At 73.8% G+C, this 12,820-nt stretch carries 11 protein-coding genes; 8 read left to right on the top strand and 3 right to left on the bottom strand.

The window, feature by feature from the left end; all coding sequences use genetic code 11:
* Positions 1–6 precede the first annotated feature (6 nt).
* The 3 genes from AC4H2H_RS05005 (at position 7) to AC4H2H_RS04995 (ending at position 3,208) form a co-directional block, all read left to right on the top strand.
* The gene (locus AC4H2H_RS05005) at positions 7–1,248 is read left to right on the top strand and encodes an EamA family transporter (RefSeq protein ID WP_494369714.1); all 1,242 of its coding nucleotides are present in this window, start codon (positions 7–9) and stop codon (positions 1,246–1,248) included.
* A 63-nt stretch (positions 1,249–1,311) separates the two neighbouring features.
* Complete coding sequence (locus AC4H2H_RS05000) at positions 1,312–2,775, top strand: APC family permease (protein ID WP_494369713.1); 1,464 nt, start codon at positions 1,312–1,314, stop codon at positions 2,773–2,775.
* 43 nt (positions 2,776–2,818) lie between these two features.
* Positions 2,819–3,208 carry a YrdB family protein gene (locus AC4H2H_RS04995; protein ID WP_494369712.1) on the top strand — a complete coding sequence of 130 codons (390 nt, stop codon included), beginning with the start codon at positions 2,819–2,821 and terminating at the stop codon, positions 3,206–3,208.
* A 58-nt stretch (positions 3,209–3,266) separates the two neighbouring features.
* Here the strand turns inward: AC4H2H_RS04995 and AC4H2H_RS04990 are convergent, their stop codons facing one another.
* Entirely contained in the window at positions 3,267–3,863 is a 597-nt protein-coding gene (locus AC4H2H_RS04990) for a dihydrofolate reductase family protein (RefSeq protein ID WP_494369711.1), read from the bottom strand.
* 116 nt (positions 3,864–3,979) lie between these two features.
* Between AC4H2H_RS04990 and AC4H2H_RS04985 the strand changes: the two genes are divergently transcribed.
* Entirely contained in the window at positions 3,980–4,420 is a 441-nt protein-coding gene (locus AC4H2H_RS04985; protein ID WP_494369710.1) for an NUDIX hydrolase, read from the top strand.
* Complete coding sequence (locus tag AC4H2H_RS04980; RefSeq protein WP_494369709.1) at positions 4,417–5,487, top strand: DUF2599 domain-containing protein; 1,071 nt, start codon at positions 4,417–4,419, stop codon at positions 5,485–5,487. The genes AC4H2H_RS04985 and AC4H2H_RS04980 overlap by 4 nt, the downstream gene beginning before the upstream one ends.
* 227 nt (positions 5,488–5,714) lie before the next feature.
* Here the strand turns inward: AC4H2H_RS04980 and AC4H2H_RS04975 are convergent, their stop codons facing one another.
* Positions 5,715–7,847: an acyl-CoA dehydrogenase family protein gene (locus AC4H2H_RS04975; RefSeq protein WP_494369708.1), complete on the bottom strand. Its 2,133-nt coding sequence runs from the start codon at positions 7,845–7,847 to the stop codon at positions 5,715–5,717.
* On the bottom strand, positions 7,844–8,617 hold the full coding sequence (locus AC4H2H_RS04970; RefSeq protein WP_494369707.1) for a TetR/AcrR family transcriptional regulator: 774 nt from the start codon (positions 8,615–8,617) through the stop codon (positions 7,844–7,846). Before AC4H2H_RS04970 ends, AC4H2H_RS04975 begins: the two co-directional genes overlap by 4 nt.
* Before the next feature lie 210 nt (positions 8,618–8,827).
* Here AC4H2H_RS04970 and AC4H2H_RS04965 point away from each other — a divergent pair, with 210 nt between their 5' ends.
* From AC4H2H_RS04965 to AC4H2H_RS04955, 3 genes are read left to right on the top strand one after another with little or no spacing between them, the layout of a single operon-like run.
* On the top strand, positions 8,828–10,261 hold the full coding sequence (locus AC4H2H_RS04965) for an acetyl-CoA C-acetyltransferase (RefSeq protein ID WP_494369706.1): 1,434 nt from the start codon (positions 8,828–8,830) through the stop codon (positions 10,259–10,261).
* Positions 10,262–10,293: 32 nt separating this feature from the next.
* Positions 10,294–11,658, top strand: a complete 1,365-nt coding sequence (locus AC4H2H_RS04960) for a 3-oxoacyl-ACP reductase (RefSeq protein ID WP_494369705.1) — start codon at positions 10,294–10,296, stop codon at positions 11,656–11,658.
* Positions 11,655–12,806, top strand: a complete 1,152-nt coding sequence (locus AC4H2H_RS04955; RefSeq protein ID WP_494369704.1) for a MaoC family dehydratase — start codon at positions 11,655–11,657, stop codon at positions 12,804–12,806. The genes AC4H2H_RS04960 and AC4H2H_RS04955 overlap by 4 nt, the downstream gene beginning before the upstream one ends.
* Positions 12,807–12,820 lie beyond the last annotated feature (14 nt).

The following is a 12,820-nucleotide window of genomic DNA, read 5'->3' as shown; positions in this document are numbered from 1 at the left end:
CGGAGGATGCCCTTGCGTCCGTCCCTCCTCGCCGTGCTCGTCGCCGTCATCTGGGGCGCCAACTTCGTCGTCATCGACCTCGGGCTCGGCGACGTGCCGCCGACCCTGTTCGTCGCGCTCCGCTTCGTCGTCGTGCTCGTCCCGGCGGTGTTCCTCGTGCCGCGCCCGAACGCCCGGTGGCGCGACGTCCTGCTCGTCGGGACGTTCATGAGCCTCGGCCAGTTCGGCCTGCTCTACACCGCGCTCGCGCTCGGCATGCCCGCCGGCCTCGCGTCGCTCGTGCTCCAGGCACAGGTCGGCCTCACCGTCCTGTTCGCGGCGACCGCCCTGCGCGAAGTGCCGACCCGCACCCAGCTCGTCGGCGTCCTCGTCGGCGCCGCCGGCCTCGTGATCGTCGGCCTCGGCCGCAGCGAGACGACGCCGGCCCTCGCCTTCGTCCTCACGCTCGCTGCGGCGTCGTCCTGGGCGATCGGGAACGTCGTCATGCGCCGCTCAGGTAGCCGTCCCCACAAGCGACCTGGTGAGCCGACGGCAGAGGCGGTGGGGGCGGCGTCGGATGCGAAGGGCGTCAAGGCCGCGCTCGGGACCGGACAGCCGGCAGGCCAGGGCGACGGCGCGGCCAGCCCGAGCACCGACGCCGCCCCCACCGCCGGACCCGACCCCCGCCGCCACCCCAACCCGAGCACCGACGCCGCTTCCACCGCCGGACCCGACGACCGGACCGCCCGACGACGGCCCGGGCTCGAAGGACTGTCGATGACGGTGTGGTCGGCGCTCGTCGTCCCCCTCCCCCTGCTCGGGCTGTCGCTGCTCGTCGACGGTCCGGACGCCGTCGGGCACGCCCTGACGCACCTCACGCTCGCGCCGCTGCTGTCCACCGCGTACACGGCCTGGCTCGCGAGCCTCGTCGGGTACGGGATCTGGAACACGCTGCTCGCGCGCTACCCGGCGTCCGCCGTCGTGCCGTTCACGATGCTCGTCCCCGTCGTCGGCATCGCGGCGGCATGGCTCGTGCTCGGCGAGGTGCCGAACGCTGCCGAGCTGACCGGCGGCGCGGTGCTGCTGCTCGGCGTCGCGACGACGACCGGCGTCCTCCGCCGTCGGACCCATCCCCCTGGCGACGCCGAATCCAGGGTTGTCGCACCAGACACCGCCGAACCCGGGGACAACCCCAGGTTCGGCACGTCTCCGGTCGACAGCACGGGATCCGGCGACGAGCAGGACGCGACACGCGCCCGTTCGCGCTGACAGGACGTCGTGGTCAGGGGTTCCATGGAGGTCCGGGATCTCCGAGACGCGAGGGAGCCTCTCATGACCCAGACCGCGGGTGGCACGCAGGAACGGCAGCAGCCGGGGCTCAAGCGGGTCATGGGGCCCAAGCTCCTGCTGCTCTTCATCGTCGGGGACATCCTCGGCACGGGCGTCTACGCGTTGACCGGCCAGGTCGCGGGCGAGGTGGGCGGGGCGGCGTGGCTGCCGTTCCTGCTCGCGTTCGTCGTCGCGACGATCACCGCGTTCTCCTACCTCGAGCTCGTCACGAAGTATCCGAGCGCCGCGGGCGCCGCGCTCTACACGCACAAGGCGTTCGGCATCCACATCATCACGTTCGTCGTCGCCTTCATGGTCATGAGCTCGGGCATCACGTCGGCGTCGACGGCGTCCAACGCGTTCGCGGGCTTCCTGTCCGACGGGTTCGGGCTGGGGCTCGAGACGGGCGGCGCGGGGCGGCTGTGGATCGCGCTCGGGTTCATGGCGCTCGTCGCGATCGTCAACCTGCGGGGCGTCTCCGAGAGCGTGAAGACCAACGTCGTGCTGTCGCTCGTCGAGCTGTCGGGCCTGCTCCTCGTGATCTTCGTGGGGCTGTGGGCGACGACGCAGGGCCGCGCCGACTTCTCACGCGTCGTCGTGTTCGAGAGCCCGGACGACAAAGGCGTGTTCCTCGCCGTCACGGCCGCGACGACGCTCGCGTTCTTCGCGATGGTCGGGTTCGAGGACTCGGTGAACATGGCCGAGGAGTGCAAGGACCCGGTGCGCGACTTTCCCCGCATGATGCTCACGGGCCTGTCCATCACCGGCGTGATCTACGTGCTCGTCTCGATCACGGCCGTCGCGCTCGTGCCGGTGGGCAACCTTGTCGACGAGTCGAAGGGGTCCGCGCTCACGCAGGTTGTCGCCGCCGGCGCCCCGAACCTGCCGTTCGACACGATCTTCCCGTTCATCGGGATGTTCGCCGTCGCGAACTCGGCGCTCATCAACATGCTCATGGCGTCGCGCCTGCTCTACGGCATGGCGAACCAGGGCGTCCTGCCGAGCGCCTTCGGGCGGGTGCACCCGTTCCGCCGCACACCGTGGGTCTCGATCCTCGTGACGACCGCCATCGCGTTCGCGCTGATCACGTACGTCGTGCGCCAGTCCGCGACCGAGGGCGGCGCGAACGCGATCGCGCTGCTCGGCGGGACGACGTCGCTGCTCCTGCTCGTCGTGTTCACGGTCGTCAACATCGCGCTGCTCGTGCTGCGCCGCGACCACGTGGACCACGCGCACTTCCGGACGCGGACGTGGCTCGCCGTCCTCGGCGCCCTCACGTGCGCCTACCTCGCCGGGCCCTGGGCCCGGAGCGCCGACCAGCAGGAGCAGTACGTCATCGCGGGCGCGCTCGTCGCGCTCGGGATCCTGCTCTCGTTCGTGACGTGGCTCTACAACCGCGCGGTGCGGCACCGCGAGATCGGGTTCACGGACGTCGCGAGCCTCGAGGACGACCTCGACGAGAAGTGAGCCGACGACGACGCCACAGCGATCGGCACCTATCGTTCGCGACATGACCGGACGAACGGACGATCCGCCCCGTGCCCCCGGGGCGCAGCACGTCGGCCCGGCCGATGTCCTCGCGTTCCTGTGCGAGCTCGCGCTCCTCGCGCTGCTCGCCGTCGTGGGCTGGCGGGTGGGCGTCTCCGCCGCGTCTGGCGGGGCGGGCGTCGCGCTCGCCGTGATCCTCGCCGTGGCCCTGCCCGGCTTGGTGATCGTGGTGTGGGGCCGCTGGCTCGCACGCACGGCCGAGCGCCGCCTCCCGCAGCCGTGGCGCCTCGACGTGCAGATCGCGCTGTTCGTCGTGGGCGGGCTGGTGGTCGCGGGCGCCGGGCTCGTGTGGTGGGGCGTCGGTCTCGCCGTGGTCGGCACGACGGCGTTCACGCTCACCCGGGACCGCTGACCGTCGCCGACCCGGGTGCGACGGTCGTCGCCTGCCGTCCGGGGCGACGGCGCTCGGCTCAGCGCTCGAGGTCGTAGGTGAGCCGCAACGCCCCCGTCTCGGTCGGCTCGGAGCCCGTCAGGCGCCAGCTCGACGGCGTCAGGCCGTCGTCGAACAGCAGGTCACCCCCGCCGGAGATCTCCGGGCACAGCAGCAGGCTCAGGCGGTCGAGCTGCCCGGCCGCGACGAGACGGCGCAGGACGGACGCGCTCGACATGACCCACACGTCCGCGCCCGGCTGCTCGCGGAGCCGCGCGACGACGTCGGCCGGGTCCTGCGCGGTCACACGCGCGCCGGACCAGTCCGCCGTCGTGAGCGTCCGGGAGACGACGACCTTCTCGACGTCGTTCAGCCAGCGGGAGAACTCGCGGCTGCGCGGGTCCGCTCCCTCGTCGTCCGCGACCGCGGGCCAGTAGCCGCCGAACCCCTCGTAGTTCTTGCGGCCGAGCACGACGGTCGTGCTGGTGCGCATGAGGTCGAGGAGGAGCCCGAACGCGGCGTCGCTCACCGCGTGCTTGCCCACCCACCCCATGTCGTGGTCCCCGCCCGGTCCGTTGATGCGCCCGTCCAACGAGACGGAGATGTTGCCGACGACGGTGCGCATGTTCTCGGCCATGCTGTGCTCCTCAGGAGTTCGAGCGTTCAGGGTGCAGACGCCTAGACATCCTGCGCGACCCGTACTCATCGGTCGTCCGTGCGCGCTCCGGCGCGCCGCCCGGGCAGGATGGGCACATGCAGATCCGAGTCGCCGCCTACGCTGTGGTCGTCCGCGAGGACGGCAGGATGCTCCTGCCGCACTGGAGCGAGGAGGGCCGCTCCGGTTGGTCCCTCCCAGGAGGCGGCATCGACCCGGGCGAGCACCCCGAGGCCGCAGCCGTCCGTGAGGTGCGGGAGGAGACCGGCTACGACGTCGAGCTCGACGGCCTGCTCGGCGTGGACAGCTTCGTCGTCGCCCCGGCCGACCGCCTCCGGCCCGAGGACCGCGACCGGCCGATGCAGGGCATCCGCATCGTCTACCGCGCCCACGTGGTGGGCGGCGAGCTGACCGTCGAGCAGGACGAGTCGACCGACGACGTCGGCTGGTTCACCCCTGGTGAGGTCGACGCTCTCGACCGCGTGGACCTCGTCGACCTCGGCCGGCGCTGGGCCGGGCTGCTCCCCGTCGGCCGGTGAGCAGCCGCCGCCGCCCGGGCGCGCGACGCCGGCGCACGCGACACCGAGGCTCGCGACCCGCCGGCGCCCTGCGGGTCGCGCTCGCCGCGGCGCTCACGGCGGCAGCGCTCGCGGGCTGCTCAGGCGGTGCGCCGGACGACGCCCCGACCGGTGGCACCGCCTCCACGGACCCCTCCGAGCCGTCGGGCGAGACCGGCCCGCGCCCGACCGCGCCAGCCCCGGCCACGCCGTCCGTCGTGACCGTCGCGGCGACGTCGGGGCCGGTGACGCTCGAGGTCACGGCGCCCGAGACCAGCGCCGCGACGGTGCCCGTCGTCGTGACCCCGGCCGACGAGGGCGCGATCGACCTGACGCTCGCGCTCGCCGGGGGCGCGGCCACGATCGCCGTCGCGAGCGGATCGCTCGAGCGCCACGACGACGGGTCCCTCACCGTCCTGGACGACGGCGGTGCGCCCGTCGGCGGGCTCACCGCGCCGCGCGTCGTCGGTCGCCACGGCGAGCGAGATGCTGCGACCGGCACCGAGCCCGGCACCGACTCCGGTTCCGGCTCGGGTTTCGGCTTCGGCCCCGCCGGCACTGTCGCGGACCCGACCGTGCGCGTCGAGCTCGTCGACTCGCGCCACGCGGAGGTGACGCTCGAGCCGGTGGCGGGGACGGCGTCGGGCAGCGGCACGACGCACGGCGAGACGAACCGCACTACCGGCGACACGACCGACTCGGCCGACGAGACGACCGACCCTGCGGACGACGGCGCTACCGCGACGTGGGACGTCGCCATGTCGCTCGGCACGCAGGCGGTGCGCAGCACCGACTGGGGTGACCGCGAGGGCGGTCGCTCGCTCGCGGTCGACGCGTCCGCGTGGGCGCGCGCCGCCGGTCAGGCCGGCCAGGAGCTGGTGTGGGCGCAGGTCGTCACCACGGAGCCGGAGGCGGACACCCCGACGATGCACGACCAGCTCGTGTGCCACGCCGTCGGCGCTCCCGACAAGGAGACGTGGAACCTCGAGCAGTGGCGCCCCGACGTCGGGCTGCTCGCGACGATGGCGGCGCGCTGCAACCCGACCTGAGCGACCCGACTCGGGACCACGACGAGCACGACGTCGCGCGCCGTCGAGCACGGCCTTGCTGTCGTTCTGAGCCTCAGAACGACAGCAACCTCGTGTTCGGCGGGTCCCGGGGACGGCAACGGCCCGGGCGGCACGACGGCTGGTGGGCGTCGTGCCGCCCGGGCCTGACCTCGACAGCGGTACCGCTCCGCCTGCAGCGTCGAGGACGTCTCGGGGACGGTGGGCCGTCAGCGAGCCTGGGGCCCGCCCTTCGCCGCCTTGCGCAGCGACTTCTCGCTCTGCGGCTCGTCGCCGCTCGCGCGCAGGCGCCGGTAGTGGTCGCGCGCCTCGTCCTGGCGGACCTTCTCGGCGCCCGAGGCGATCTTGGCACGCAGGTGCTCGGGACCGTAGCCCCACGCGTCGACGAGGTCCTGCGCGTGCGGGCGCAGCCGGTCGATGAGGCGGTCGAGGTAGCCCGTCACCGTGCGCGCGCGCTGCGTCGAGAGCCGCCCGTTGAGCAGGTACCACGCGAGGTGACGCTCGACGAGGCTCAGGCCGTACAGGTCCCGGACCGTGGTGAGCACGTCGCGGGTGCCCTCGTCCTCGATCGTCGCGAGCGCCTGCGTGAACGCCTCCCAGCGCAGCAGCTCGGCGTGCGCGCGGGCGGCCTCGACGAGCTCGAACTGGTGCGCGTTGAAGAGGTTGGTCGCGGTCTCCGCGTCCGCCTTCTGGGCCGGGCGCAGCGCCTGCGCGACCTCGGCGACCATCGTCTCGACGCGGTCGCTGAGCAGCGCGCGCTGCGTCTCGGGGTCGCGCAGGTGGCCGGCGGCGCGGCGCGGGTCGCCGACGTCGGCGAGCGCCTGGGCCGCGCGCTTGAGCGGCGTGCGGTGCAGCGCCATGTCGCCCGCGCGCTCGACGACGACGCGCGCCATCTGCCCCGGGGTGATGCCCTTGAACTGCTTGCCGTAGTCGGCGAGCAGGCGCTTGGCGACGAGCTGCAGCAGGACGGTGTTGTCGCCCTCGAACGTCGCGTAGACGTCGAGGTCGGCGTGCAGGCTCGTGATGCGGTTCTCGGTGAGGAAGCCGGCGCCGCCGCACGCCTCGCGCGTCTCCTGGAGCGTGTCGAGCGCGAACCGCGTGCTCGTCGCCTTGAGCGCGGCCGCCGTCGTCTCGAGGTCTTCGCGCTGCTCCGGGGTGTCCTCCTCGCCGGAGAACACCGAGTGGAACAGGTCGAGGAGGCGGTCGTGCGCGAAGTGCGCCGCGTAGGTCTCCGCGATCGGGACGATCAGGCGACGCTTGTGCGTGCCGTAGTCGAGCAGCACGACCTCCTCGGTCGCGCTCGCGCCCGTGAACTGCCGGCGCTCGTTGGCGTACCGCACGGCGATCGCGAGCCCGAGCTTCGACGCGGTGACCGCGGCGCCGTCGAGGGACACGCGGCCCTGGACGAGCGAGCCGAGCATGGTGAAGAACCGGCGCCCGGGGCTGTCGATCGGGCTCGAGTAGGTGCCGTCGGCGGCGGCGGAGCCGTACCGCGCGAGCAGGTCGGTGCGGGGGACGCGGACGTGGTCGAAGTGCAGGCGCCCGTTGTCGACGCCGTTGAGGCCACCCTTCTGGCCGTCGTCCTCGCCGCCGATCCCGGGCAGGAACGGCAGGGCGCCGTGCTCGTCGCGCTGGCCCTGCGGGTCGCGGATCGGCACGTAGAACGCGTGCACGCCGTGGTTGACGTTCTTGGTGACGAGCTGCGCGAACACGACGGCGGCCGTCGCGTGCACGGCCGCGTTGCCGAGGTAGTCCTTCCACGCCGCGCGGAACGGCGTGTGGATCACGAACTCGTCGGTCTCCGGGTCGAACGTCGCGGTCGTGCTGATGCTCGCGACGTCGGAGCCGTGGCCCGTCTCCGTCATCGCGAACGCGCCGGGGACGCTGAGGTCCATCGCCCCGGGGAGGAACCGGTCCTGCTGCTCGGGCGTCCCCAGGTGGAGGATCGCGGAGGCGAACAGGCCCCACTGGACGCCGGCCTTGATCTGCAGCGAGGGGTCGGCCGCCACGAGCTCCTCGAACCCGGCGAGGTTGCCCCCCGGGTCGTCCATGCCGCCCAGTCGCTCGGGGAAGGCGCGCAGGACCTGGCCCTTGGCCGCGAGCAGGTGCATCTGGTCGAGCACGTGCTCGCGGTGCTGCTCCTTGCTCTGGCCCTCGACGCGCCAGAAGGCCTCCTCGCCCGCCGTCGCGCGGGCGGACGCACGCAGGTCGGCCCACCGGCCGAGCAGGGCCTGCTCGAGCTGCGCGACGTCGACGCGAGCCTCGTCGCGCGAGGTCGGTGCCTGCAGGCGCGGCACGTCCTGCGCGCTGCGGACGCCGGGACGGTCGGACGTGGCGGTCATGAGATCTCCTCGAGTGCTGGGACGTCCGTCGGCCGGGACGCGGTAGCGGGGTTGTGGGACAGCACGCCGACGGGCCCGGCCCACAGCCAGGCGGCGACGCGCTCGGTGAGCTGCTCGCGGTCGGGCACGTCCGCACCGTCGCGGTGGGTGAGCCACCATTCGCCGGCGCCCCGCACGAAGCCGACGGCGCCCGCCGCCCAGGCGGCGGCGTCGGTGGGCGGGACGTCGGTCGCGCGGGCGAACGGCTCGGCGACGAGCTCGATCACGGAGTCGAGGAACGCGGCGAGCGGCGCCTGCGTGCTCCCGTTCGCCCCCTGGCCCGTCGCCGCCGCCTGGGCGGCGGACTCCTCGGTGCCCGCGACGGCGCTCGTCCGCGTGACGAAGTAGTAGACGTTGGGCGAGCTCTCGATCATCTCGAGGTAGACACCCACCATCGCGCGCAGCGCGCGCTTCGGGGTCTCCGCAGCCTCCGCCGCCTGGGTCAGGGCGTCGTGCATCTGCCCGACGACGGCCGCACCGAGCGCGACCTGCAGGCCCGTCTTGTCGTCGAAGTAGCGGTAGATGATCGACTTCGACGTGCCGGACGCCGCCGCGATCTCGTCCATGGAGACGCCGGGACCGCCCCGGTGCACGGCCTTGCTCGCCGCCCGGATGAGCTCGGCACGTCGTGCCGCGCGGTGCTCGTCCCAGCGCGTCGACCGTCCGTCCACGGACTGCACCCGCCCTCGAGTGTCCGGCCGCGCGTCGGCCCCGCTCAGGCTTGCGTTCACGTTGTCCTCCGTTGCGCCCGACCTCGATGTCGTCACGAGTCCTGCGTCGAGGCAGGGGTCGACCCTGTGACCCGACTCACGAAACTGAGAGTATCAGGTACTCTTGGTATTGGACACCCCGACCGGCACGCACCCCGCGGACCCCCGCGCGGCACTCCCCGCGAGCCGGACCGACGCAGCGCAGCGAGTGCGGACAGGAAGTGAGGCACAGTGGCCGTCAGGAACAGCCCCCGCCCGGACCCCGAGCAGACCCCTGACCAGAGCACAGGGCAGACCACCGAGCAGACCCGGCGGGCCGCGTCGCCCCGCGACGCCTGGGTGATCGGGGGCAACCGCATCCCCTTCGCCCGCGCGGGCAAGAAGTACGCCCGGTCGAGCAACCAGGAGATGTTCACGGCCGCGCTCGAGGGCCTCGTCGCGCGGTTCGGCCTCCAGGGCGAACGCCTCGGCGAGGTCGTGGGCGGCGCGGTGCTCAAGCACTCGCGCGACTTCAACCTCGTGCGCGAGTCGGTCCTCGGCTCGTCGCTCTCGCCGCAGACGCCCGCGTACGACCTGCAGCAGGCGTGCGCGACGGGCCTCGAGGCGACGATCGCCGTCGCGAACAAGATCCGTCTCGGGCAGGTCGAGTCGGGCGTCGCCGGTGGCTCCGACACCGTCTCGGACGCGCCGATCGCCGTCAGCGAGGGGCTGCGCCGGGCACTGCTCGACGCGAGCCACGCGAAGACGCTCGGCCAGCGGGTCAAGGCGTTCGCGAAGGTGCGCCCCTCCGACCTCGCGCCCCTCACGCCGGCGACCGACGAGCCGCGCACCGGACTGTCCATGGGCGAGCACCAGGCGATCACGACGGCGCGCTGGGGCATCACGCGCGAGGCGCAGGACGAGCTCGCCCTCGCGAGCCACGAGCACCTCGCCGCCGCGTGGGACGCCGGGTTCTTCGACGACCTGGTCACCCCGTTCCGCGGCCTCGTCCGCGACGACAACCTGCGCGCCGACTCGTCGATGGAGAAGCTCGCCGCGCTCAAGCCGGTGTACGGCAAGCGGCTCGCGGGCGCGTCGGACGGCGCCCCGGGCGCCGAGCCCACGATGACCGCGGGCAACTCGACCCCGCTCACGGACGGCGCGTCGACGGTCCTGCTCGGCTCGCGCGAGTGGGCCCAGGCGCGCGACCTGCCGCTGCTCGCGCGCGTCGTCGACGCCGAGACCGCCGCCGTCGACTTCGTGCACGGCCACGAGGGCCTGCTCATGGCTCCCGCCCACGCCGTGCCGCGCCTGCTCGCGCGCAACGGCCTCGCGCTCGGGGACTTCGACCTCTACGAGATCCACGAGGCGTTCGCCTCGACCGTCCTGACCACGCTCAAGGCGTGGGAGGACGAGGAGTACTGCCGCACCGAGCTCGGACTCGACGGCGCACTCGGGTCGATCGACCGCTCGCGCCTCAACGTCAACGGCTCGTCGCTCGCCGCGGGCCACCCGTTCGCCGCGACCGGCGGGCGCATCGTCGCGACGGCGGCCAAGCTGCTCGCAGCCCGGAGCGCGGAGACCGGCCGGCCCGCCCGCGCACTGATCTCCGTGTGCGCCGCGGGGGGTCTCGGCGTCGCCGCGATCCTCGAGTCGGTCCCTGCCGACCCGACCTCCGCCGTCTGACGGCCCGACCGACGACCCGAGAGGAACCACCCGTGACCGACTCCTACGTCAAGGCCGTCAACTCCGGCTTCACCAAGTCGCTCGCCAAGAAGCTCGGCCTGCCCCGCCCCGCGGTGCTGCGCCGGTACCGCGCGGGCGATCCGCTGACCGTCGGACCCGTGCTCGTGCTCGGCGGCACGCCGAGCGTGCGCGACGACGCCGACCGCGTCGCCGAGGCCCTGCTCGCCTGGGACCTCGACGTCCGCCAGACCCCGGACGACTCCGTGCGGTGGGGCGCGATCGTCGTCGTGCTCAGCGGCATCGAGCGCCCCGAGGACGCCTCGGCGCCTGTCCTGGCCCTCTCCGCCGACCTGCGCCGTCTGGCGGGGAACGGGCGCGTCGTGACCATCTCGCGCGCCCCGGCCGACGGCGACTCCCCCGCCCTGGCGGCGGCTCGCGAGGGCGTCGACGGCTTCCTGCGCTCCGTCGCCAAGGAGCTGCGCTACGGCTCCACGGGCAACGGCATCCAGGTGATCGACGGCGCACCCGTCGACAGCCCGAGCGTCCTCGCGACCCTCCGCTTCTTCCTCTCGGCGAAGTCCGCCTTCGTCGACGGCCAGCTCCTCGGGGTCGGCGCCGCCCCCGCCGCCGGACCCGACCAGGTCACGGACCGTCCCCTCGCCGGCAAGGTCGCGGTCGTCACGGGCGCGGCACGCGGCATCGGCGCTCAGGTCGCACGCACGCTCGCGCGCGACGGCGCGAAGGTCGTCGTCGTCGACGTCCCGGCGGCGGGCGAGGCGCTCGCGCAGGTCGCGAACGAGATCAAGGGCACGGCGCTCCAGCTCGACGTGACCGCCGACGACGCGGGCGCGCGCATCCTCGAGCACGCCCGCGCACGGCACGGCGGTCTCGACATCCTGGTGCACAACGCCGGGATCCTGCGCGACAAGCTGCTCGCGAACATGTCGGCGGACAAGTGGGACGCGGTGATCGCCGTGAACCTCGCCGCGCAGCTCCGCATCACGGAGTACCTGCTCGGCGCGAACGGCTTCTCCTCCGAGCCCCGGATCGTGTCGCTCGCATCGACGAGCGGGATCGCGGGCAACCGCGGCCAGGCGAACTACGCGTTCTCGAAGGCGGGCGTCATCGGCCACACGCGCGCGTTCGCGCGCCTGCTCGCGGAGTCCGGCGGCCCGGGCGGCACGGCGAACGCCGTCGCGCCCGGGTTCATCGAGACGGACATGACGGCGTCGATCCCGTTCGTGCAGCGCGAGGTGGCGCGGCGGGTGGCATCACTGCAGCAGGGCGGTCAGCCCGTCGACGTGGCCGAGGCGATCGCGTTCCTCGCCTCGCCCGCGGCGTCGGGGGTCACCGGCCAGGTGCTGCGCGTGTGCGGGCAGAGCCTGGTGGGCCGGTGACCGGGACCGTGCCGGACCAGGGCTCTACCTCGGCGGACCAGGGCTCTACCTCGGCAGACCATGGCTCTACCTCGGCGGACGCGATCGCACCGACGGCGCGCGTCGAGACGCTGCCCGCTGTCCCCGGCCTCGGCGGGCTGTACGTCCGCGGGCTGGCGGCGTCCGGCCGGATCGCCGCCGCCCACCGGCTCCCGGTCCGGGGCGGCCGCCACGACCTGAGACTTCCGGACGTCGCGTACCGCGTCGCAGGGGTGCCGACGGGGGACGCCGCGCGTCCGGGCCGCGTCGGCAGCGCCGAGCACCTCGCCCGATACGCCGAGCTCGTGGGCGAGGCGCCGTCGGAGGTGCTTCCCGCCGGCTACCTGCACGTGCTCGGGTTCCCCCTCGCCACCGCCGTGATGGTGCGCGCCGACTTCCCGCTGCCGCTGCTCGGCATGGTGCACCTCGCGAACTCGGTCTCCGTGCTGCGCCCCGTGCGGCTCGGGGACTCCCTCGAGGTGCGCGCCTGGGCCCAGGGACCGCGCCCGCACCGGCGCGGGGTCCAGGTCGACCTGGTCACGGAGATCTCGGTCGAGCGCACGGACGACGAGCGGTCGGCGGGCAGCGGGCTGGCGGCGACGACGCTCGCGTACCGCGGCGTGTCGACCTACCTGGCGAAGGGCGTCTCGCTCCCGGACGTGTCCGCACCGCAGGACGCCCCGGCGTCACCAGCGTCTGACACGTTCGTCCCGCCGCTGCCCACCGCGCGCTGGACCCTCGGCGCGGCGACCGGTCGCGTGTATGCGGCGGTCTCCGGCGACCGCAACCCCATCCACACGTCGGCGCTCGGCGCCAAGGCGTTCGGGTTCCCGCGCGCCATCGCGCACGGCATGTACACCGCCGCCCGGGCGCTCGCCGAGGCGGGCCCGGGTAGCGGCGACACCTACGACTGGACCGTGTCGTTCGCCAAGCCCGTCCTCCTGCCGAGCACGGTCGACGTCGCGCTGCGCCCGGCGGGAGACGCGCCGGCCGGGGTGCGCGACGCCGTCGCGCACGTGCCCGCCGCCGTGCCCGACGGCGCGGGCGACCCGGCCACGGGCGTCACCTACCAGGCGTGGGACGGCAAGGGCCGCCTGCACCTCTCGGGTCAGGTCACTCCGCGCGCCTGAGGACCCCACCGCCG

Source organism: Cellulosimicrobium sp. BMG9.22 (assembly GCF_059159975.1).
This window is presented reverse-complemented; position numbering and strand designations above follow the sequence as displayed.

What these genes read in the sequence shown, in the direction of transcription:
- AC4H2H_RS04995 (WP_494369712.1), top strand. Translation starts at nt 2,819, where the DNA reads ATGACCGGACGAACGGACGATCCGCCCCGTGCCCCCGGGGCGCAGCAC.
- AC4H2H_RS05005 (WP_494369714.1), top strand. Translation starts at nt 7, where the DNA reads ATGCCCTTGCGTCCGTCCCTCCTCGCCGTGCTCGTCGCCGTCATCTGG.
- AC4H2H_RS04985 (WP_494369710.1), top strand. Translation starts at nt 3,980, where the DNA reads ATGCAGATCCGAGTCGCCGCCTACGCTGTGGTCGTCCGCGAGGACGGC.
- AC4H2H_RS05000 (WP_494369713.1), top strand. Translation starts at nt 1,312, where the DNA reads ATGACCCAGACCGCGGGTGGCACGCAGGAACGGCAGCAGCCGGGGCTC.
- AC4H2H_RS04975 (WP_494369708.1), bottom strand. Translation starts at nt 7,847, where the DNA reads ATGACCGCCACGTCCGACCGTCCCGGCGTCCGCAGCGCGCAGGACGTG.
- AC4H2H_RS04990 (WP_494369711.1), bottom strand. Translation starts at nt 3,863, where the DNA reads ATGGCCGAGAACATGCGCACCGTCGTCGGCAACATCTCCGTCTCGTTG.